A 21,932-nucleotide genomic window follows, 5' to 3' on the forward strand; every position below is an offset into this window, starting at 1 on the left:
GTTCAGTCCCGGTGAATACGCTGCTTGAAAGTCCGCGCAATGGCCTGCACGCCGGGCTTGTACTCCGATTGCTCGACCGCGGCCAGCGCCAGTTCCAGCGCCTTGTCGGCGATCAACTGGTGTTGCTGGGCCATGGCGTTGACCGGCAGCGGCAGGAAATCCAGCAACTGCGTATCACCGAAGGTGCCGAGGCGCAGTGGCCGCGATTTCAGCGGGAAGTCATGCAGCGCATCAAATACACCCTGCAGCAGGACGTAGGAAGTTGTGATTAGCGCGTCGGGCAAATGCCCCAGACGCTGCAGGAGTTCTTCCATCAGTTGCTTTCCGCACTCACGGCTGAAAGATTCCGCGTGCTCGACCAGCACTTCGCCTTTGAAGTCGACCAACGCCTGTTTGAAACCGGCGGCACGTTCCTGGCTGATGCTCAGTTCCGGACGCGCACCGAGCAGTACGATCTGCTTCGGTTGCGGATCAAGCAGGCTCTGGGTCAGGTGCAGGCTGGCTTCGCGGTCGTCACTGATTACCGAGCAGAAGTGCTCAGGCTCCATGACCCGGTCGATGGCAATGATCGGCAGACCTTTGGCCTGCAACTGCCGATAGCTGTCATCGCCGGCCGGCAGGCAACTGGCGACGATCAGCGCATCGCAACGGCGCGCACGGAACAGTTGCAGCAACTGGCGCTCGCTGTCGGGCGCATCGTCGGAACTGGCGATCAGCAATTGATAGCCGCGCGCCCGCGCACCTTGCTCGAGCAGTTTGGCGATCCGCGCGTAACTGGGGTTTTCCAGATCCGGCAGAATAAAGCCCAGCGTACGCGTGTGCCGACTGCGCAGCCCGGCCGCTTGAGGGTTTGGCGTGAAGCCGTGCAGATCGACCACCGCCCGCACACGCTCGACGGTGGCGGTGCTGATGCGTTGCTGTTCGGCCTTGCCGTTGATGACGTAGCTGGCGGTGGTCACGGACACTCCGGCCAACCGCGCGATATCACTGAGTTTCAACCCGGGATTTCCTTGTTTATTCGAGCTTGCCGCGACATTTTCGCCAATCCTACCCGATTAGGGCAGGCGACTATTGTCGCAGCGCATCCGACAAGTTGGACTTCAAGGATGGGACATTATCGAGTAACGTGCCGATCAATCTAGATTAAACGTTTCAGCAAGCGTATTTTCTACGTTTTAGACGTCTTTGGTCGGTTCTGCCGTGAAACCGCCAAAACTGCCGCTGAAAAGCAAAGCGGTAAAGCGCCTAAGCTGCAAACCATCCAAAACAATACCTGGCACTCATGAAGCGCCAAAAAGGAGATCGCATGCTCGAGCTCACTATAGAGCAGATATCCATGGGCCAATCGGCTGTGGATAAACCCGCTGCCTTGCAACTGCTTGCCAATCACCTGGTGGCCGATGGTCTGGTTGCCGACGGTTACCTCGCTGGATTGCAAGCACGGGAAGCCCAGGGCTCGACCTTTCTCGGTCAAGGTATTGCCATTCCCCACGGCACTCCGCAAACCCGCGATCAGGTGTTCGCTACTGGCGTGCGCCTGATGCAGTTCCCGGAAGGCGTGGACTGGGGCGATGGCCAGATCGTCTATCTGGCGATTGGTATCGCTGCCAAATCCGACGAACACCTGCGCCTGCTGCAACTGCTGACCCGTGCCCTCGGCGAGACCGATCTGGGCCAGGCCCTGCGTCGCGCCAGTTCCCCCGAAGCCCTGCTGAAACTGCTGCAAGGCGCGCCGCAGGAACTGGCGCTGGACGCGCAGATGATTGGCCTCGGTGTATCGGCCGACGATTTCGAAGAACTGGTCTGGCGTGGCGCGCGTCTGCTGCGTCAGGCCGATTGTGTGAGCAACGGTTTTGCCGGCGTGTTGCAGCAGGTCGAAGCGCTGCCGCTGGGTGATGGCTTGTGGTGGCTGCACAGCGAGCAAACGGTGAAGCGTCCGGGGTTGGCGTTTGTCACGCCGGATAAACCGATGCGTTACCTCGGCCAGCCGCTCAGCGGCCTGTTCTGCCTGGCCAGTCTCGGCGAGGCACATCAAGCGTTGCTCGAACGTTTGTGCGCGTTGCTCATCGAAGGTCGCGGCCATGAGCTGGGCCGCGCTACCAGCAGTCGCAAAGTCCTCGAAGTGCTCGGCGGTGAGTTGCCCGCCGACTGGCCGAGCGCGCGTATTGCCCTGGCCAACGCCCACGGTCTGCATGCGCGCCCGGCGAAGATCCTCGCGCAACTGGCGAAGAGTTTTGATGGCGAGATTCGTGTGCGCATCGTCGACGGTCAGGACAGCGCCGTGTCGGTGAAGAGTTTGAGCAAACTGCTCAGCCTTGGCGCCCGTCGTGGTCAGGTGCTGGAGTTGATCGCTGAACCGAGCATTGCCGCGGATGCCTTGCCGGCACTCTTGGCTGCTATCGAAGAAGGCCTCGGTGAAGAAGTCGAGCCGCTGCCAGCGGTGAGTCAGCAACGCGAAGTCATTGCCGACATCGCCGAAGTGCTGATAGCTCCAGCGTCCGGCGCTCAGTTGCAGGCGATCCCGGCAGCACCCGGCATCGCCATCGGCCCGGCACACATCCAAGTGCAGCAAACCATCGATTATCCGCTGCGCGGCGAGTCCGCCGCCGTTGAGCGCGAACGTCTCAAGCAAGCGCTCAGTGATGTGCGCAGTGACATTCAAGGTTTGATCGAGCGCAGCAAAGCCAAAGCCATCCGCGAGATCTTCATCACCCATCAGGAAATGCTCGACGACCCGGACCTCACCGACGAAGTCGACACCCGCCTCAAACAAGGCGAAAGCGCCGAAGCAGCGTGGATGGCGGTGATCGAGGCGGCGGCCAAACAACAGGAATCGTTGCAGGACGCTTTGCTCGCCGAGCGTGCGGCGGATCTGCGTGACATCGGTCGCCGCGTCCTGGCGCAACTGTGTGGCGTGCAGTCCGCGAGCGAGCCTGAGCAACCGTACATTCTGGTGATGGACGAAGTCGGCCCCTCCGACGTCGCGCGGCTGGACCCGGCGCGCGTCGCGGGGATTCTCACCGCACGCGGCGGTGCTACCGCGCACAGCGCCATCGTCGCCCGTGCTCTCGGGATTCCAGCACTGGTCGGCGCTGGCGCAGCGGTGTTGTTGCTGGCGCCGGGCACGCCGTTGCTGCTTGATGGCCAACGCGGTCGCCTGCACGTCGACGCCGATGCCGCGACGCTGCAACGCGCTGCCGAAGAACGCGACACCCGCGAACAACGTCTGAAAATTGCCGCCGAGCAACGCCATCAACCGGCACACACCACCGACGGTCATGCGGTCGAAGTGTTCGCCAACATCGGCGAAAGCGCGGGCGTGATCAGCGCAGTGGAGCAGGGCGCCGAAGGTATCGGTCTGCTGCGCACCGAACTGATTTTCATGGCCCATCCGCAAGCGCCGGACGAAGCCACGCAAGAAGCCGAATACCGCCGCGTCCTCGATGGCCTCGCCGGTCGTCCGCTGGTGGTGCGCACCCTTGATGTCGGCGGCGACAAACCGCTGCCGTATTGGCCGATCGCCAAGGAAGAAAACCCATTCCTCGGCGTGCGCGGCATTCGCCTGACCTTGCAGCGCCCACAAATCATGGAAGCGCAATTGCGCGCCTTGCTGCGTTCGGCGGATAACCGTCCGTTGCGGATCATGTTCCCGATGGTTGGCAGCGTTGAAGAATGGCGTCAGGCCCGCGACATGACCGAGCGTCTGCGCCTGGAAATTCCGGTCGCCGATCTGCAATTGGGGATCATGATCGAAGTGCCGTCCGCCGCTTTGCTTGCGCCAGTGTTGGCCAAGGAAGTCGACTTCTTCAGCGTCGGTACCAACGACCTCACGCAATACACCTTGGCCATCGACCGTGGTCATCCGACCCTGTCGGCGCAGGCGGACGGCTTGCACCCGGCGGTGTTGCAACTGATCGACATCACCGTGCGCGCGGCCCATGCCCATGGCAAATGGGTCGGCGTCTGCGGTGAACTCGCGGCAGATCCGCTGGCGGTGCCGGTGCTGGTCGGCCTCGGTGTCGATGAACTCAGTGTCTCCGGGCGCAGCATTGCTGAAGTGAAAGCACGCATCCGCGAGCTCAGCCTGACTCAGGCGCAAACCCTTGCTCAACACGCCCTGGCCGTGGGCAGCGCGAACGAAGTGCGCGCATTAGTGGAGGCCCTGTAATGGCCAAGATTCTTACCCTGACCCTCAACCCGGCGCTCGACCTCACCGTCGAACTGCCACACCTGGAGGCCGGTCAGGTCAATCGCAGCGACGAGATGCACACCCACGCCGCCGGCAAAGGCGTGAACGTCGCCCAGGTGCTCGCCGACCTCGGCCATCAATTGACGGTCAGCGGTTTTCTCGGCGAAGACAATCTGCAAGCGTTCGAAACCTTGTTCGCCAAGCGTGGTTTTGTCGACGCATTCATCCGCGTGCCGGGCGAGACGCGCAGCAATATCAAAGTGGCGGAGCAGAGTGGGCGCATCACCGACATCAACGGCCCGGGGCCGGTGGTCGATGCCGCCGCGCAGCAGGCGTTGCTGGATCGTCTGGTGCAGATTGCACCGGGTCACGATGCGGTGGTGGTCGCCGGCAGTTTGCCGCGTGGCGTGACCGCGCAGTGGTTGCGTGAACTGATCGAACGGCTCAACCAGCTCGGTTTGAAAGTCGCCCTCGACTCCAGCGGCGAAGCCTTGCGTGCGGCGTTGCAGGCCAGTCCGTGGCTGATCAAACCGAACACGGAAGAACTCGCCGAGGCGCTCGGTTGCGAGGTGGTTTCGCACGCGGCGCAAGTGCAAGCAGCGGCGCGCTTGCATGCGCAAGGCATCGAGCACGTGGTGATTTCCCACGGTGCTGACGGTGTGAATTGGTTCAGCGTCGGTTCGGCACTGCACGCCACGCCGCCGAAGGTCAGCGTCGCCAGTACCGTTGGTGCCGGTGATTCGTTGCTGGCCGGCATGCTTCACGGTCTGCTCAGCGCCGACACGCCTGAACAAACCCTGCGCACGGCCACCGCGATTGCCGCGATGGCGGTGACCCAGATCGGTTTTGGCATCAACGACGCTGCGCAACTGGCGCAGCTCGAACAGGGCGTGCGCGTGCGTCCCCTGACAGAACAATAAGAGGGTTTGTCATGAAATTAGCCATTGTTACGGCTTGCCCGAACGGCATGGTCACCAGTGTGCTGTGCGCGCGTTTGCTCGATGCGGCGGCGCAGCGTCAGGGCTGGAGCACCAGCGTGGAAGTGGTCGATGCGGCGCACCCGGAACGCGAGTTGTCGGCGGCGACCATTGCAGCGGCCGAGTGGGTTTTGCTGGTTGCCACCGGCGCGGTCGACATGACGCGTTTTGTCGGTAAACGTGTTTTCCAGATCGCCCCGGCGCAGGCGCTGCAGGATGTCGAAGCGGTGCTGCGTCGTGGTGCTGAAGAGGCTGAAGTTTACGTCGCCGGCGCGGCTGAACCGGTTGCTGATGCACTGCGTGCCCCACGCATCGTTGCCATTACTGCCTGCCCGACCGGTGTCGCGCACACCTTCATGGCGGCCGAAGCCTTGCAGCAAACCGCCAAGCGTCTGGGCTATGAATTGCAGGTCGAAACCCAGGGCTCAGTGGGGGCGAAGACCCCGTTGAGCGCAGCGGCGATTGCCGAGGCAGACGTGGTGTTGCTGGCGGCGGATATCGAAGTCGCCACCGAGCGTTTCGCCGGCAAGAAGATCTATCGTTGCGGTACCGGGATTGCGTTGAAACAGTCCGAAGCCACGCTGAAAAAAGCGCTGGCGGAAGGCAAGGTGGAAAGCGCTGCCAGTGACGGAAAACCTGCGACCAGGTCAGAGAAGACCGGTGTCTACAAACACCTGTTGACCGGTGTGTCTTTCATGCTGCCGATGGTGGTGGCGGGCGGTTTGATGATTGCGCTGTCGTTCGTGTTCGGCATCACCGCGTTCAAGGAAGAAGGCACGCTGGCCGCGGCGCTGATGCAGATCGGCGGCGAGACTGCATTCAAACTGATGGTGCCGCTGCTGGCAGGTTATATCGCCTATTCGATTGCTGACCGTCCGGGCCTGGCGCCGGGGATGATTGGTGGTTTGCTTGCGAGTACGTTGGGCGCCGGATTTATCGGCGGCATCGTTGCCGGTTTTATCGCTGGTTATGCGGCCAAGGCGATCAGTCGATATGTCGCCTTGCCGCAAAGTCTCGAAGCACTGAAACCGATTCTGATCATCCCGTTGTTCGCCAGTCTGTTCACCGGTCTGGTGATGATTTACGTGGTCGGCAAACCCGTCGCCGGGATGCTGTTGGCGCTGACCAATTTTCTCGACAGCATGGGCACCACCAACGCGATTCTGCTCGGCGTGGTGCTTGGCGGCATGATGTGCGTCGACCTCGGCGGGCCGATCAACAAAGCCGCGTACGCGTTCTCGGTGGGGCTGTTGGCGTCGCAGAGTTATGCGCCAATGGCCGCGACCATGGCCGCCGGGATGGTGCCGCCGATTGGCCTGGGCATCGCCACGTTTATTGCGCGGCGCAAGTTCGCCAAGACTGAGCGCGAGGCGGGTAAAGCGGCGTTTGTATTGGGCCTGTGCTTTATCTCCGAAGGAGCGATTCCGTTTGCTGCGAAAGACCCGTTGCGGGTGATCCCGGCGAGCATTGCCGGTGGTGCGTTGACCGGTGCGTTGTCGATGTATTTCGGCTGCAAACTGATGGCGCCGCATGGTGGCTTGTTTGTGTTGGCGATTCCGAATGCGATCAATCATGCATTGCTGTATTTGCTGGCGATTGTCGCGGGGAGCCTCTTGACCGCCGTTGTCTACGCGACGGTCAAACGCCCGGAAGCCGTAGAGCTGGCGCTGGAACCCGCCAAGGCTTAACTGGCTCCACAAAACCCTGTGGGAGCGAGCTTGCTCGCGAAAGCGGTGTGTCAGCGAATAAGATTTCGACTGATAAGACGCATTCGCGAGCAAGCTCGCTCCCACATTGGTTGTGTGGTGTGTCTGGTGTCATTTCCGGGTCATGTGAGCGTGCTTAAGTTTTCCTTTTTTCAGGGAGAACACCATGAGCGATTTCAACCCCGGTCGCCGGCGTGTCATGCAAGTCGTTGGCGCCGGTCTGCTGATGCCAAGCCTGGCGCCGGCGGTGATTGCCTCGGTCAAGGATCGTCCGCAGTTGACCGATGGCGTGCAGTCCGGCGACCTGCAAGGCGACCGCGCGATGATCTGGAGCCGCAGCGATCGCCCGGCGCATATGGTGGTTGAGTGGGACACCCGCAGCCAGTTTCGCCATCCACGCCGGCTGGTTTCGGCGCTCGCCGATGCCCGCAGCGACTTCACCGCCCGCGTTGAACTCACCGGACTGCCCGCCGATCAGGCGATTTTTTACCGCGTGTATTTCAAGGACGCCCGCACCGGCGTCGCCAGCGAACCGTGGCTGGGTCACCTGCGCAGTGCACCGACGGCGCGTCGCAATATTCGTTTCGTCTGGAGCGGCGACACCGTCGGCCAGGGCTTCGGTATCAATCCGGACATCGGCGGCATGCGCATCTACGAAGCCATGCGCCTGCGCCTGCCGGACTTCTTTATCCACAGCGGCGACACCATCTACGCCGACGGCCCCGTACCCGCTCAGCTCACCACCGAAAACGGTCGCATCTGGCGCAACCTCACCACCGAAGCCAAGAGCAAAGTCGCGCAGACCCTCGACGACTATCGCGGCAACTACCGCTACAACCTGATGGACGAAAACATCCGTCGCTTCAACGCCGAAGTGCCGCAGATCTGGCAGTGGGACGACCATGAAGTGGTGAACAACTGGTCGCCGGGCAAGCAGCTCGACGAGCGTTATCAGGAAAAAGATATCCACACCCTGGTCGGACGCGCACGCAAGGCGTGGCTGGAATATTCACCGATGCGTTTGCAGGCTGCCGATGGGGGCGGGCGGATTTATCGCAAGATCAGCTACGGGCCGATGCTCGATGTGTTCGTGCTCGACATGCGCAGTTATCGCGGCGCCAATGACGACAATCTTGGTGCGGCGAAACCGTTTCTCGGGCGTGAGCAACTGGACTGGCTCAAGCGCGGTTTGAAGAAGTCGAAAGCGCAATGGAAAGTCATCGCCGCTGACATGCCGATTGGCCTCGGTGTGCCGGATGGTGAGGTCAGCCCGGGCGTGGCGCGTTGGGAAGCGGTGGCTAACGGTGACCCGGGACCGGCGCAGGGGCGCGAGGTGGAAATCGCCGAATTGCTCGGTTATCTGCGCGCGCAGCAGGTGCGCAATTTCGTCTTTCTGACGGCGGATGTGCATTACTGCGCGGCGCATCACTATCACCCGGAGCGTGCAGCGTTTCAGGATTTCGAACCGTTCTGGGAGTTTGTAGCGGGGCCGCTGAATGCCGGGAGCTTCGGGCCTAATCCGCTGGATAAAACCTTTGGCCCGGAGGTGGTGTTCGAGAAGGCGCCACCGGCGCAGAACACGTCACCATTTGCCGGGTTTCAGTTTTTTGGCGAGGTCAATATTGAAGGGCAGAGTGGGGAGATGAGTGTGGTGTTGCGGGATTTGAATGGGGTGGCGGTTTTTGAGAAAAAATTGCAGCCCGTTTGAAGATCAAAAGCTAACCCTCATCGGAACGCCGCCCGCCCAGCCCTCTCCCGGAGGGAGAGGGGGCCGACCGAGTGGTCTTGCGTCATACGTCGACCTGAAAGATCGAGTCGATTATGGATTCGGTAAAGCAGTCGCAGGTCGGCGTACATCTCAAGCATCCCCCAGTCAGTCCCCTCTCCCTTTGGGAGAGGGTTAGGGTGAGGGGCTCTTAATAGACATCACGCCGATATCGACCCTGCTCAATCAACCGCTCCACTTCGGCTGCCCCGAGAATGTCGTTAAGCACCTGATCAACCCCCGAGGCCATTCCCTGCAAGCTGCCGCAGATATAAATCACCGCACCATCCGCCAACCATTTCTTCAACTCGTCAGCCGATTCACGCAAACGATCCTGCACATAAACCTTCTCCGCCTGATCCCGCGAAAACGCCAGATCCAGCCGTTCCAGATCACCATTGATCAGCCACTCCTCCAGCTCCGCGCGGCAGAGGAAATCGTGCTCACGATTGCGCTCGCCAAACAGCAACCACTGGCGCTGTTGACCATCGGCAATCCGTGCCTTGAGCAAGCTGCGTAACCCGGCCAGTCCGGTGCCGTTGCCCAGCAGAATCATCGGCACGGGGTCGTTCGGCAGATGGAAACCACTGTTGCGTCGCACCCGCAAACTGATACTGCCGCCCACTGGCGCATGTTCGGTCAGCCAGCCAGAACCGATGCCGAGGGTGCCATCGGCATGCTGTTCCTGACGCACGATCAGCTCCAGCACGCCGTCGGCGGCAATCGAGGCGATCGAGTATTCGCGCATGGCCAGTGGCACCATCGCATCGACCAGCGATTGCGCATGCATACCGACCAGATGTGCGCGGTGCTCGGGCAATTGCCGCGAGGCCAGCGCCACTTCGAGCGGCTCGTCGAGGCCGTTGATTTTTACTGTGGTTTCGCCACGAATGCCGAGGCCGTCGAGGAAATGTTCGATGGCCCACGGGCAATTGCGCGGCAGCACTTCGACCAGATCACCGGCCAGCCAGCTTCGCGTGTCCGGGGCTTTGAGACCGAGCAGATAGACCGGTGCGCCGCTGCTGTCGGGGTTCATCAGTTCGCGCCGGAGCAGCGTCCAGTTGTCGTAGCTTGGCGCTTGCCAGGTTTCGCTTGGCGCCTGTCCGGTCAACTGAGCCAGTTGCGTTTGCCAGTGACGCAGCGCGTAAGGATCGCCGCTGTCGACTTCCACTGGCGCGAACAAGGTCTTGCCGCCGTGCTCGCCGAGCCATTGATGCAAGCGTTTGGCGAAACCGCAGAAGTGCGCGTACTGCCGATCGCCGAGGCCGAGCACTGCGTAGTTGAGGCTGTGGAGTGTCGAGGCCCCGGCCAGCACTTTGCGTTCGAAACCACGGGCGCTGTCCGGTGCTTCGCCGTCACCGAAGGTGCTGACCACGAACAAAGCATTGTTCGATTCACGCAGATCCTGCTCGCTGACATTGGCCAGTGGCTGCACCTTCACCGGCAATCCGGCGGCCTGCAATTGCCCGGCGGTCTGCCACGCCAGTTGCTCGGCGAAACCGCTCTGGCTGGCGAAACCGATCAGCCATGCCGACGCGTCGCCGGCCGGTTGTTCCAGGCCTTGGCGAGCATCCTTGATCTGTTTTTTCTTGCGCCGACGGTCGAGGTACAGCAGCCATCCGGTAATGAAAAACAGCGGCATGCACACCGCTGCGAGCGTGATGATGATCCGCCCGATCAGACCGAAATAACTGCCGACGTGCAGCGCATAAATGCTGGTCAGCAGTTGCGCCTTGAAGCTCTTGTCGGCGTAACGGTCGACGCGTTTGACGATGCCGGTGGCCGGGTCGAGGGTGATCTGGTTCAGCGCGCGATCATGCGGCGAGCTGTCGAGCAGGTAGAACACGGTCGCCGGTTGGCCAGCGACGGCCGGCATACGGATGTTGTACGCCGCCAGCCCCGGGCCGGCAGCGCTGTAGATGCTGCTCCACATCGCCGCGTAATCGGCGGTCGGTGCCGGGCCTTCCGGCGCCGGGCCGCGGCCACCGCGCACGCGCTCGTTTTGTGGTGAGTCGGAAAGCAATTTGGTCAGGCCTTTGTTGTACCACTCGTACGACCACGACAATCCGGTCAACGCCAGCAGCAGATAGACCAGCAGGCACCAGGTGCCGGCCACCGAGTGCAGATCCCAGTTGAAGGCGCGACCTTTTTTCTTCCAGTCCAGGGTCAGCCACACGCGCCAGCTGTGCCACTGACGCGGCCAGCGCAGGTACAGGCCGGAGAGGCAGAAGAACAACAGAATCAGCGTGCAGGCGCCGGTGATGTTGCGCCCGGTATCGCCCATGGCGAGGAAGCGGTGTAGTTGCAGCATCAGGCCGAAGAAATCCTGGCCGACGGCATCGCCCATGAACTCGGCGGTGTACGGATCGAAATAGCGCATCTCACCGCGACGTTCACCCTTGGGCGGGGTGAAGAAGACTTTCGCCGCGTTGCCGCTGTCGGTTTCGACCCAGAGCATCGAGACTTTCTTGCCCGACGTGGCTTCGATGCGCTCGACCAGTTCGACGGGCGGCAGCACGCCGGCCACCTGCTTTTCCACCTGCAGGACGGAGGGATTCAGCGCCCGCAGGATTTCGTCCTGAAACGAATAGGCCGCGCCGGTGATGCCCATCAACGCCAGCACCAGGCCTGCGGTGATGCCAAAAAACCAGTGCAACTGGAACAGGGTTTTCTTCAACACGTCACTCGCCGTCCATTCGGAAATTGTCTTCACGGCGCGCATTATGCCGTGGGTTATCGAGAAGCGTTCTTTCTTACGCACAAAAGCCCCGTTCAATTGAATGAACGGGGCCAAGCCTTTTGATCACATCACCTGTGGGAGCGAGCTTGCTCGCGAATGCAATCTGTCAGTGACATGAAGGCTGACTGACCCACCGCTTTCGCGAGCAAGCTCGCTCCCACAGGTTTCACAGGTTCCACCTTGCTTAGAAGTGGAAGTTGGTGCTCAACAATGCCGTACGGCCCGCCGCCTGGTTGGCGAAGTGGGTCGAAAAGGCTTTGTCGTAATAGGTTTCGTTGGTCAGGTTTTGCACGTTGAGTTGCAGGTCGATGTTCTTGGTCAGCTTGTAAGCCGCCATCGCGTCGTAGCGAACATATGAGTCAACCATGGTGGTGTTGGCCACACTGCCGTAAACGTCGTCGACGTAGAACGCGCCGCCACCGATGGTCAGCTTCGGGGTGACCTGGTAAGTGGTCCACAGGCTGGCGCTGTTTTTCGGCGTGTTCGGCAGTTCGTTGCCATCGTTGGCCTTGCCCATCGGGCCGCCGTCGACTTGTTCGCTGTCCATGAAGGCGTAACCGGCGAACACTTGCCACTTGTCGGTGATCTTGCCGCTGGCCGACAGTTCGACACCTTGCACACGGGTCTTGCCGGCGTTTTCGTACGACGAGGTGTCGACTTGTACGCGAGCGTTTTCTTTCTCGGTGCGGAAGACGTCAGCGGTCAGCGACAGACGATCGTTGAGCAGATCCCACTTGGTACCGATTTCGTAGTTCTTGGTGGTTTCCGGCTCCATGTCGCTGCTCAGCAGGTTGCCGCTGCGATCTGGGGTGCCGCCCAACGGGTTGCCTTCCTGACCTTCGCCCAAGGTGTTGCCCGGCGGCGTGGCGGAGGTGGCGTAGGAGGCGTAGATACTGCCGTTTTCCGCAGGCTTGTAGACAACGCCGAACTGACCGGTGACGAACTCGCTGGTGTCATCGCCCTTGGACGTGGTGGTGCCAGCGGCGTTGTAGGTCTTGTAGTCGGTGTCGAAGTGGTCGTAACGCAGACCCATGTTCACCAGCCACTGCTCGTTCAGCTCCAGGGTATCGAACACATACAGTGCGTAGGTGTTGGCCTGGGTGTCGGTGCCGGCGTAGTTGCGCGAGATTGCGCCGTTCCACGGATCGTTCGGGTTCGGGTTCGACAGCGACGTGCAGTTGTAGTTACTCGGCGCGCCGATCATCGACGGCGTGCAGTTGCTGCTCGCTGGCACGTTGGTGGTGCGCGGGGTGGTGTCGGTGTTGACGTTGTACGAGGACTTCTGGCTTTCCTCACGGGTGTATTCAACGCCGGTGGAAAAGCTGTTCTTGAAGCCGGCAACGTAGAAGTTGCCGAACAGGTCGGTCTGGTTGGTGGTGGTCTCGGTGTTGCTCACCCGAGTGTTGGCACGACGCCAGAGGCTGCCATTGTTGACGTTGCCCTTGCTGTCGTCCGGCTGGGTCAGGATGTAATCCTGCATGCTGGTGCCGTGGCGCAGGGTGTTCTTGATCGTCAGCGAGTCGCTCAGGTCATGCTCGATGGCGAAGGTCGCGGTGTCGGTGCGGCCCTTGCGGAAATCGCGATCCAGACCGTAGAAATTGCTGTGGTCACCGCCGGCATATGGCTTGTCCGGGTTGGATTTGGTGCGTGCAGCCGAACCGCCGGAAGGAATGGTGTACGGCACGCCCGAGTCCGGGGTGTCGTTGCTTTCGAGATGGTAGTAATCAAGGTTGACGCGGGTGTCGGTGCCCAGGCCAAACGCCAGGGAAGGAGCGATGCCCCAACGGTCGTAATCGACTTTGTCGCGACCGGCGACATTGCTCTCGTGGCTCATCAGGTTCAGACGGCCAGCGGCGGTGTCGCTGAACTGGTAGTTGCCGTCGAGGGTGTAGCGCTGGGTCTGATCGGAACCCCAAGTGAAACCACCATCGAACGAGTTGCCCAGGTGCGCTTTCTTGCTCACCAGATTGATGCTGCCGCCGGCCGCGCCGCGACCGCCGATGGCGGAGTTCGGGCCCTTGCTGACTTCAATGTTTTCCACGGCGAAGATCTCGCGGCTCTGCGAACCGGTGTCGCGCACGCCGTCGAGGTATGTATCGCCCTGGGCGTCAAAGCCACGGATGAACGGACGGTCGCCCTGTGGGTTGCCGCCTTCACCGGCGCCGAAGGTGATGCCCGGCACGGTGCGCAGCGCGTCCTGCATGTTCAGGGCGCCGGTGTCTTTGAGGACTTGTTGCGGAATAACGGTGACCGAGCGCGGTGTATCGACCAACGGCGCGGTGTACTTGGGCGAGGAGGCTTTTTCGACCTGATAGGACGTCGAGTCCTGGGCTTCGCCAGTGATCGATGTGGCGTCCAGGGCAATGGCATTGCCGGCGGCTTTGCTGTCGGTTTTTTCCGCGGCGAACACCATCTGGCCAGCGGAGCCGGCGGTGATTGCCACACCGATTGCAGAGGCGAGCAGACGTGGTGAACTGACCGGTAATTGTGCGTGTTGACGTGCCATTTTTATTCCCCTCCCCAAGGATTTGAGGCGGCGGAATATAGGTTAAACAAGTATTCGTATCAATTGCGAAACATTGTTATTCGCACTGAATTTACATTCTTTACAATTTAACCTTACGGTTTTTGCCAGTTCATTCGTCTCTCGGGTTTTACAGGGCCAATAAGAATCAATACCATTGCCGCCTCTTTGCCATCAGGTGTCATTGCCATGCTGTTGCACATCCCCGGGCTGTTCGCGAAAGACGAAGTGCAGCGCATTCGTGAGGCGCTGGAGCAGGCCGATTGGGCCGATGGCAAGATCACCGCCGGCTTTCAATCGGCCAAGGCCAAGCACAATCTACAACTGCCAGAAGGTCATCCGCTGGCCAAGGAAATCGGCGCGGCGATGCTGGAGCGGTTGTGGAAAAATCCACTGTTCATGTCCGCCGCGTTGCCGCACAAGGTTTTCCCGCCGTTAGTGAACTGTTACACGGCCGGTGGCAGTTTCGATTTCCACATCGATAACGCCGTACGCCAGCCCAAGGGCAGTATCGAGCGGGTGCGCACCGATCTGTCGGCGACGTTGTTTTTCAGCGAGCCTGCGGATTACGACGGCGGCGAGCTGGAAATCCAGGACACCTATGGCATCCAGCGGGTGAAGTTGCCGGCCGGCGACATGGTCTTGTACCCCGGCACCAGTCTGCACAAGGTCAACGCGGTCACTCGCGGCGCGCGCTATGCGTCGTTCTTCTGGACACAGAGTCTGGTGCGCGAAGACAGCCAGCGTGCGTTGCTGTTCGAGATGGACGGGGCGATTCAGCAACTGACTCAAGACATGCCTGATCACCCTTCGCTGATCCGCCTCACCGGTACGTATCACAACCTGCTGCGGCGCTGGGTCGAGGTATGAGTTTTCAACTGCGCCGCGAGGAAGTCCTCGACGGTGAACAACTCAGCGCCATGCTTGTAGAAAGCCCGGCACGCGCGGCGCAGGCGATTCTGCTTGCGGCGGGCGAGGGCGAAGTAGAGGCGCAGGCGTTGCTTGGGCAGATTCTTCTGGACGGCCAGGGCATCGCGCAGGATCAAGCGCTGGCGCTGCGCTGGTTCAGCATTGCCGCCGGGCGCGGGCATTTGATGGCGCGCAACATGCTTGGGCGTTGTCTTGAGCACGGCTGGGGCGTTGCGGCGGATACGTCGGTTGCCGCGCAGCACTATCGGATTGCGGCGGAGGCCGGACTGGATTGGGCGATGTACAACTTCGCCAATCTGCTCGCGACCGGGCGGGGTGTGGCGGTGGATCATCAACAGGCGTTGGCGCTGTATCGGCGTGCGGCTGAATTGGGCCATGCGAAGTCGATGAATCTGCTGGGGCGCTATCTGGAAGAAGGGCAGGTGTGCCCGGCGGATCCTTTGGCGGCGCGTGAGTGGTATCGGCGCTCAGCTGAGGGCGGGGATTTTCGTGGGCAGTTCAGTTTTGCCGCGGTGTTGGCGGGTGAAGGGCGGATTGATGAGGCGGTCGATTGGCTTGAGAAAGCTTTGGCCGGCGGCAATCTGAATTTTCTGCGGGTGGCGAGTCAGACGTTGGCGAGTGCTGTTGATCCGAGGATTCAGGCGTTGGCTGGGCGGTATGCGCTTCGGTGCCAAGAGCCCTCACCCTAACCCTCTCCCGGAGGGAGAGGGGACTGACCGGGGGATATTGAAGAGTTACGCCGACCTGAAGGTGCTTTGCCGAATCCATAATCGACACGGTCTCTCCGGTCGGTGAATGACGCTTTACACCTCGGTCGGCTCCCTCTCCCTTGGGAGAGGGCTGGGGTGAGGGGCCTCGGTCTCAAGTACCCCGCAAAACATCAAGCCAAACACACAGACACAAAAAAGCCCATGACACGTCATGGGCTTTTTGCATTACCGGTTCAGCGCTTACACGTAAAACGATTTCAACGGCGGGAAGCCATTGAACTCAACCGCGCTGTAACTGGTGGTGTAAGCACCGGTCGACAGCCAGTACAGACGATCACCGATCGCCAGGTTCAGCGGCAGGCCGTACTTGTAGTTCTCGTACATGATGTCAGCGCTGTCGCAGGTCGGGCCGGCGATCACGACTTCTTCCATCTCGCCTTTTTTCTCGGTCCAGATCGGGAACTTGATCGCTTCATCCATGGTTTCGATCAGGCCGGAGAACTTGCCCACATCGGTATACACCCAGCGCTCGACCGCAGTGCGCGACTTGCGTGCAACCAGCACCACTTCGCTGACCAGAATACCGGCGTTGGCGATCAGCGAACGGCCCGGCTCGAGAATGATTTCCGGCAGATCATCACCGAAGTCTTCTTTCAGGAAGCGGATGATTTCTTCGGCGTAGGTTTCCAGGCTGTTGGTGCGGGTGATGTAGTTGGCCGGGAAGCCGCCGCCCATGTTGATCAGCTTCAGGTGAATGCCGTCTTCTTCTTTCAGACGCTCGAAGATCACTTTGACCTTGGCAATCGCCGCGTCCCAGACGCTGATGTCGCGCTGTTGCGAACCGACGTGGAAGGAGATGCCGTAAGGCACCAGGCCGAGGTCGCGAGCGAGGATCAGCAGGTCCATGGCCATGTCGGTCTGGCAGCCGAATTTGCGCGACAGCGGCCAGTCAGCCGTGGTCGAGCCTTCGGTGAGGATGCGCACATAGACTTTCGAACCCGGTGCAGCCTTGGCGATATTGCGCAGGTCAGCTTCGGAGTCGGTGGAGAACAGACGCACGCCCTTCTCGTAGAAGTAGCGGATGTCCTTGGATTTCTTGATGGTGTTGCCGTAGCTGATACGGTCGGCGCTGACGCCGCGATCCATCACCTTGTCCAGCTCGTAGATCGAGGCGATGTCGAAGCTCGAACCTTTCTCTTTAAGCAGGTCGATGATCTCGACGGCCGGGTTGGCCTTGACCGCGTAGTAGACCTTGGCGAATTCGAAACCGGCACGCAGGTCATCGTAGGCCTGGGCGATCATCGCGGTGTCGATCACCACGAACGGGGTTTCCTGTTTGTCGGCGAACGCCTTCATTTTGTCGAATGTAGCGCGCGCGAAATAGTCTTCGACCTGGATCGACATGCTGGGAGCTCCTATGGGCAAACAAGTAAAAACAATGGGTGCAAATGAACGTCCTCCGTATCCCCACTTTGGTTCGCCTACTTCCCAAGGCATGTCGCCGAAAGCAAAAAGGCCACGGGATGTGCAGCTTCCCTTGGCCTTGCTGTCTCGTCGTCAGTACTTGAGCCGGATGGATCGTTTCCAGCATGGACGTTCGGCGCGAACTTTAGGGCGTGAGGGGCCTGAGATCAACTAAAAATGTCGCGTTTTTGCACGCTTCTGACGTACGTCGCATTCATCTCTCTTTGTAGCCGACCGAGATGACGGGCAGATGTTCCCGTCGATTTTTTCAGTGTTAAAAATGCCTGCACGTTCGCTGCCGATCTCCGCTAGATGCCAGTTAACTTCAATAGACTCGACATCCCCGACGTTCCCCGCAAAGACAGTCTCAATGACGTAATTTGAGTTGTGTTAAAGGAGAAATCAGCGAGCCGATGCCCAGCGCCGGTGTTCATTTTTCTTTCCAGACATGAAGCGATGAAAATTCACCGCCCAAGCTTGCGAGCGTTAAGTCCCGCATGGGCATCACAGACCATCGCTGCAAACTTTCCGGACCTATCACCGACAAACCGGTGACCAGCCCATTTGATTCAGGATTTCTCGATCGACTTGCACAGCACCACCCGATCCTTAAGGTGTAACTCCTCAGGTAATGAAACTTTGTTCATCGCCAGAATGAAATCCATCCACTGGTTTTGCTGTTTCAAGAGACGCTCGAGTTGTTTCTCACTGGAATCGTTTGGAGGGTTGTCAAAAACATAGGGATGGCAACCGGAAAAGCCGTTGGGCACCGTAGAGAGAAGCGAGTAATCACGTTCGTAATCCATGTTGCTCTTGACCATCGAGTAGGTCTGCCAACTGGTGTACGACAGCGCGCCGAGGGCAAGAATGCCTAGCACGGGGAGTGCGATCCGCCAGCGCAGTGGAGTGGGATACGCCTTGGCCAAGGCTCTGCGAGTCATGAAATCGGTGATTTTCCTTCCATTCACCAGAACCTGCACAACCTCGAAATCCCGTGGGTTGTAGATCGAGATATCGACTTCTTCATTGGGCGGAACCTGTTTGAGCACCAGTTCCTTGTCCGCCGCATTGTGTTCCCATTTCACGGCTGCTTCGTGTCGGGAGTACGTGATAAGCGGGACGAATTCGAAGTTTCCCCGGTACAGCAATTTGACGTCGGCCAGGGTTGAATCCGACTCGTTATAAAGTGCGATTTGCGTGCAGGTGTAACGAGTTTCCCCAGTCACCATCTCTGCTGGAGCGTGAAACAGATAAGGCCCCATCGTTGTCCAGCCAATGGCATCTGGCAGATCTTTACGTAGCGAGTTCAGGGCTGCAATTTGATCGATCATGCAAGGGTCCTTGATCGGTTCGCGCGGACGTCATTATCCGCAAACCACGATGCTATCGGCTTGTATGTGTTCCGATCAATTCAACTCATTGCAGATGATCAGGGGCTGCTGTGGCAGCCCCATTTCAAGTGGTTACGCCACTGCCTCAGCCGGCGAGACGATGCTGGTCTTCATCCCGCGCGAACGACCCGAACTCAGATACGCCGCAATCGACTCCTGCGTCACCTCACCGAGGAACACCCGCTCGGCATCCATCACCGGCAGCCACGAGCGATTGAACTCGTACATGCGCGACAGCAGGATGCGCAAATGCTCGTCATACGCGGCGGTGGCGTTGAACTCACGCAGGAACTGCGCGCAAGTGCCGGTCTGACGGTGCAGGTCACGACGACGCACATACCCCAGCGCCTTGTTCTCGGCACAGGTGACCACCACGTAGCGACGGTCATGTTCATCCATCAATTCCAGCGCATCGGCCACCGGCGTTTCCGGGCTGACAGATGGCGCGTTATCTGCGGCATCTTCGGCTTTCACCAACAGCAGGCGCTTGAGCGTGCTGTCCTGGCCGACGAAGCTGCTGACAAAGTCGTCTGCCGGATGCGCGAGCAGCGTGTCCGGGTGATCGATCTGCAGCAGTCTGCCGGCGCGGAAGATCGCGATCTTGTCGCCGAGTTTGATCGCTTCGTCGATGTCGTGGCTGACCATGATCACGGTCTTGTTCAGCGCACGCTGCATCTCGAAGAACTCGTTCTGGATCATCTCGCGGTTGATCGGGTCGACCGCACCGAATGGTTCGTCCATCAACAATAACGGTGCATCCGCCGCCAGTGCGCGGATCACGCCGATGCGCTGTTGCTGGCCACCGGACAATTCGCGTGGATAACGATGCAGATACTGCTTGGGCTCAAGCTTGATCATGCTCATCAGTTCGCGAGCGCGGTCGTGGCATTTCTGTTTGTCCCAGCCGAGCAGTTTCGGCACGACGACGATGTTTTCTTCGATGGTCATGTTGGGGAACAGGCCGATCTGCTGGATCACGTAACCGATGTTGCGACGCAGGGTCACCTCGTCCAGATCGGTAGTGTCTTCGCCGTTGATGAGGATCTTGCCCGAGGTCGGTTTGATCAGGCGGTTGATCATTTTCAACGTGGTGCTTTTGCCGCAACCCGACGGCCCGAGGAACACACAGATTTCGCCTTCATTGACGGTCAGGCTCACCGAGTCCACGGCTTTGACATCTTTGCCGTTGCTTTGGAAAGTTTTGCTGAGGTTTTGAAGTTCGATCATTTGAGGAGTCCTTTTGGAGTCAGCGAACGTTGCAGCCACTGCAGGAAGAGATCGGCGAAGATCGCCAGAAGACTGACCAGCAGCGCGCCGACGATGAGCATCGACATGTCACTGCGGCTGATGGACGCGAGGATCAGCACACCGAGGCCGCCGGCGCCGATGGTCGCGGCGATGGTCATCACGCCGATGTTCATCACCACGGCGGTACGCACGCCGGCGAGGATCACCGGCACCGCAATCGGCAACTCGACCATGCGCAGACGCTGGCCGAAGGTCATGCCGATGCCGCGTGCGGCTTCACGGATGCCGGGTTCGACACCGGTCAATGCGAGGTAGGTGTTGCGCATGATCGGCAGGAGTGAATAAAGGAACACGGCGGTGATCGCCGGCATCGGGCCGAGGCCCTGGCCGAACCTGGAGTAGAACGGCAGCAGCAGACCGAACAGGGCAATCGACGGCACCGTCAGCAGCACCGTGGCGCTGGCCTGCAAAGGGCCGGCGAGGGTCGGAAAGCGTGTCATCAGGATACCCAGCGGCACGCCAACGACAATCGCCAGGGTCACGGCGATTCCGACCAAAGTGATGTGTTGCCAGGTCAGGTGCATCACCTGCTGCCAGTCGAGGTGGGAAAAGGCGTTCAGAAATTCCATGACTTTTCCTCCTTAATCAAGTGGGTGCTGGCGCAGGAAATCGGCGGCAACTTTCGAGGGGCTTTCGTGATCGACGTCGACCCGCGCATTGAGCTGGCGCATGGTTTCGTCATCGAACAGTTCGGCCAGCGGCTTGAGTTGCTCGGCCAGTTGTGGATGGGCGTCGAGGTAGGCCTGACGCACCACTGGCGCGGCGGTGTAGTCGGGGAAGTAGTGCTTGTCGTCTTCCAGCAGTTTCAAGCCGAAGGCGTTTAAACGACCGTCGGTGGTGTAGACCAGACCGGTAAACACCTGACCGTTGCGCAATGCCGTGTAAACCAGCCCGGCATCCATCTGGCGGATGTTTTTGCGGGTCAGGTTCATGCCGTAGAGATCGACCATGCCGATCAGGCCATCTGAGCGGTTGGCGAACTCGGTGTCCAACGCCACCAGGTGATTGGTCTTGGCTTCAGCGCGCAGGACTTCGTTCAACTGGCTGATGTTGTTGATCTGCGGATATTCCTCGGCGACTTTTTTCGGCAGGGCGAGGGCGTAGGTGTTACTGAATTTCGACGGCGTCAGCCAGACCAGACCTTTTTTCGCGTCGAGTTCTTTTACCCGGGCGTAGGACTGGGCGCTGTCGAGTTTCTCGGTGACATGGTTGTAGGCCACCAGCGACACGCCGGTGTATTCCCAGAGCATGTCCAGCTGCCCGCTTTCGTGAGCGCTGCGGGCGAGGTTGCTGCCCAGACCACCAGTGATCTGCGCGTCATAACCTTTGCTGCGCAGGTATTGCGCGGTGATTTCGGCGAGCAGGGTCTGCTCGGTAAACACCCGGGCGCCGAGGCGGATGACCGGTTTTTCGGCGGCTTGCGCGATTCCCGCGAACAGCAATACGCAGCCTAAGATCAAGCTAAGTCGTTTCATAAATATTCCTTCGCAAAAGCCTTAAGACGGGCGCAAACCGCGTTCCAGCCAGAGGCGGCTGGCGAGGGTGACCACGCCATCGAGCAGCAAGGCCAGCAGCGCGGTGCACGCGGCGCCGAGCAGCAGTTGCGGCTGATTGTTCAGGGCGATGCCAGGGAAGATCAGGCTGCCAAGGCTGTTGGCGCCGATCAGGAACGCCAGCGGGGCGGTGCCGACGTTGATTGCCAAAGCCACGCGCACACCACCGACGATGATCGGCACGGCGTTGGGCAGCTCGACTTTCCACAGCACCTGGCGCGGGGTCATGCCGATGCCGACGGCTGCTTCTTTCAGCGAGCTCTGGACATTTTTCAAGCCTTCGTAGGTGTTGCGCACAATCGGCAGCAAAGAAGCGAGGAACAAAGCGAAGATCGCCGGACCACTGCCGATGCCGAGGACGCCCAGGGCAATCGCGAGCACGGCCAGCGGCGGCACGGTGTTACCGATATTGAAGATCTGCATGAAGCGTTCAGCGCGGCCGACCATGGTCGGGCGACTGAGAAAGATACCGGCGGGGATGCCCACTATAAGGGCGGCCAGCATTGAAGCGAGGACGAGAATCAGATGAGCTTGCAGGTAAAACAACAAATCGTCGCGGTAGTGTTCGATCGTGTTGATGCCGATCCAGTGGACCAGCAGGGCCAGGAGCGCGATCACCACCGCACCTCCCATCAGCCCTTTGCCATAGCGGATAGCCACAGGCGGACTCCTTTT

At 60.1% G+C, this 21,932-nt stretch carries 15 protein-coding genes; 6 read left to right on the forward strand and 9 right to left on the reverse strand.

Features of this window, described 5'->3' with window-relative positions:
• Window positions 1-2: 2 nt before the first annotated feature.
• Window positions 3-998: a catabolite repressor/activator gene (cra, locus tag ACRRSD_RS19415; RefSeq protein ID WP_435034769.1), complete on the reverse strand. Its 996-nt coding sequence runs from the start codon at window positions 996-998 to the stop codon at window positions 3-5.
• A gap of 308 nt (window positions 999-1,306) precedes the next feature.
• On the opposite strand from cra, the gene ptsP reads away from it, so the two are divergent.
• From ptsP to ACRRSD_RS19435, 4 genes are all read left to right on the forward strand, one after another.
• On the forward strand, window positions 1,307-4,168 hold the full coding sequence (ptsP, locus tag ACRRSD_RS19420; protein WP_435034771.1) for a phosphoenolpyruvate--protein phosphotransferase: 2,862 nt from the start codon (window positions 1,307-1,309) through the stop codon (window positions 4,166-4,168).
• Window positions 4,168-5,109, forward strand: a complete 942-nt coding sequence (gene pfkB, locus ACRRSD_RS19425; RefSeq protein ID WP_435034773.1) for a 1-phosphofructokinase — start codon at window positions 4,168-4,170, stop codon at window positions 5,107-5,109. Before ptsP ends, pfkB begins: the two co-directional genes overlap by 1 nt.
• 11 nt (window positions 5,110-5,120) lie before the next feature.
• The gene (locus ACRRSD_RS19430) at window positions 5,121-6,854 is read left to right on the forward strand and encodes a PTS fructose-like transporter subunit IIB (RefSeq protein WP_435034775.1); all 1,734 of its coding nucleotides are present in this window, start codon (window positions 5,121-5,123) and stop codon (window positions 6,852-6,854) included.
• Window positions 6,855-7,038: 184 nt separating this feature from the next.
• Window positions 7,039-8,580 carry an alkaline phosphatase D family protein gene (locus tag ACRRSD_RS19435; protein ID WP_435034776.1) on the forward strand — a complete coding sequence of 514 codons (1,542 nt, stop codon included), beginning with the start codon at window positions 7,039-7,041 and terminating at the stop codon, window positions 8,578-8,580.
• A gap of 208 nt (window positions 8,581-8,788) precedes the next feature.
• On the opposite strand, the gene ACRRSD_RS19440 is transcribed toward ACRRSD_RS19435, so the two are convergent.
• Together ACRRSD_RS19440 and ACRRSD_RS19445 are read right to left on the reverse strand one after the other, a co-directional pair.
• Window positions 8,789-11,317 carry a PepSY domain-containing protein gene (locus tag ACRRSD_RS19440; RefSeq protein WP_435038521.1) on the reverse strand — a complete coding sequence of 843 codons (2,529 nt, stop codon included), beginning with the start codon at window positions 11,315-11,317 and terminating at the stop codon, window positions 8,789-8,791.
• 244 nt (window positions 11,318-11,561) lie between these two features.
• Window positions 11,562-13,883, reverse strand: a complete 2,322-nt coding sequence (locus ACRRSD_RS19445) for a TonB-dependent receptor (RefSeq protein ID WP_435034777.1) — start codon at window positions 13,881-13,883, stop codon at window positions 11,562-11,564.
• Window positions 13,884-14,090: 207 nt separating this feature from the next.
• Here ACRRSD_RS19445 and ACRRSD_RS19450 point away from each other — a divergent pair, with 207 nt between their 5' ends.
• Both ACRRSD_RS19450 and ACRRSD_RS19455 read left to right on the forward strand, forming a co-directional pair.
• Entirely contained in the window at window positions 14,091-14,771 is a 681-nt protein-coding gene (locus tag ACRRSD_RS19450; protein ID WP_435034779.1) for a Fe2+-dependent dioxygenase, read from the forward strand.
• A complete protein-coding gene (locus ACRRSD_RS19455) occupies window positions 14,768-15,520 on the forward strand; it encodes a tetratricopeptide repeat protein (protein WP_435034781.1) in 753 nt (250 codons plus the stop codon). Before ACRRSD_RS19450 ends, ACRRSD_RS19455 begins: the two co-directional genes overlap by 4 nt.
• A gap of 261 nt (window positions 15,521-15,781) precedes the next feature.
• Here the strand turns inward: ACRRSD_RS19455 and ACRRSD_RS19460 are convergent, their stop codons facing one another.
• From ACRRSD_RS19460 to ACRRSD_RS19485, 6 genes are all read right to left on the reverse strand, one after another.
• Window positions 15,782-16,945: a type III PLP-dependent enzyme gene (locus ACRRSD_RS19460; RefSeq protein WP_034154440.1), complete on the reverse strand. Its 1,164-nt coding sequence runs from the start codon at window positions 16,943-16,945 to the stop codon at window positions 15,782-15,784.
• A 629-nt stretch (window positions 16,946-17,574) separates the two neighbouring features.
• Window positions 17,575-18,336, reverse strand: a complete 762-nt coding sequence (locus tag ACRRSD_RS19465) for a hypothetical protein (RefSeq protein WP_435034783.1) — start codon at window positions 18,334-18,336, stop codon at window positions 17,575-17,577.
• Window positions 18,337-18,468: 132 nt separating this feature from the next.
• On the reverse strand, window positions 18,469-19,623 hold the full coding sequence (locus ACRRSD_RS19470) for an osmoprotectant ABC transporter ATP-binding protein OsmV (protein WP_435034785.1): 1,155 nt from the start codon (window positions 19,621-19,623) through the stop codon (window positions 18,469-18,471).
• Window positions 19,620-20,273, reverse strand: coding sequence for an ABC transporter permease (locus ACRRSD_RS19475; protein ID WP_435034786.1), 654 nt, complete (start codon window positions 20,271-20,273; stop codon window positions 19,620-19,622). The genes ACRRSD_RS19470 and ACRRSD_RS19475 overlap by 4 nt, the downstream gene beginning before the upstream one ends.
• A 12-nt stretch (window positions 20,274-20,285) precedes the next feature.
• Complete coding sequence (locus tag ACRRSD_RS19480) at window positions 20,286-21,179, reverse strand: glycine betaine ABC transporter substrate-binding protein (RefSeq protein WP_435034787.1); 894 nt, start codon at window positions 21,177-21,179, stop codon at window positions 20,286-20,288.
• A gap of 21 nt (window positions 21,180-21,200) precedes the next feature.
• Window positions 21,201-21,890, reverse strand: a complete 690-nt coding sequence (locus ACRRSD_RS19485; protein ID WP_435038522.1) for an ABC transporter permease — start codon at window positions 21,888-21,890, stop codon at window positions 21,201-21,203.
• Between the last annotated feature and the right edge of the window lie 42 nt (window positions 21,891-21,932).

Source organism: Pseudomonas neuropathica (assembly GCF_051174785.1).
In the GTDB taxonomy this organism is placed as follows: Bacteria; Pseudomonadota; Gammaproteobacteria; order Pseudomonadales; family Pseudomonadaceae; genus Aquipseudomonas; species Aquipseudomonas neuropathica_A.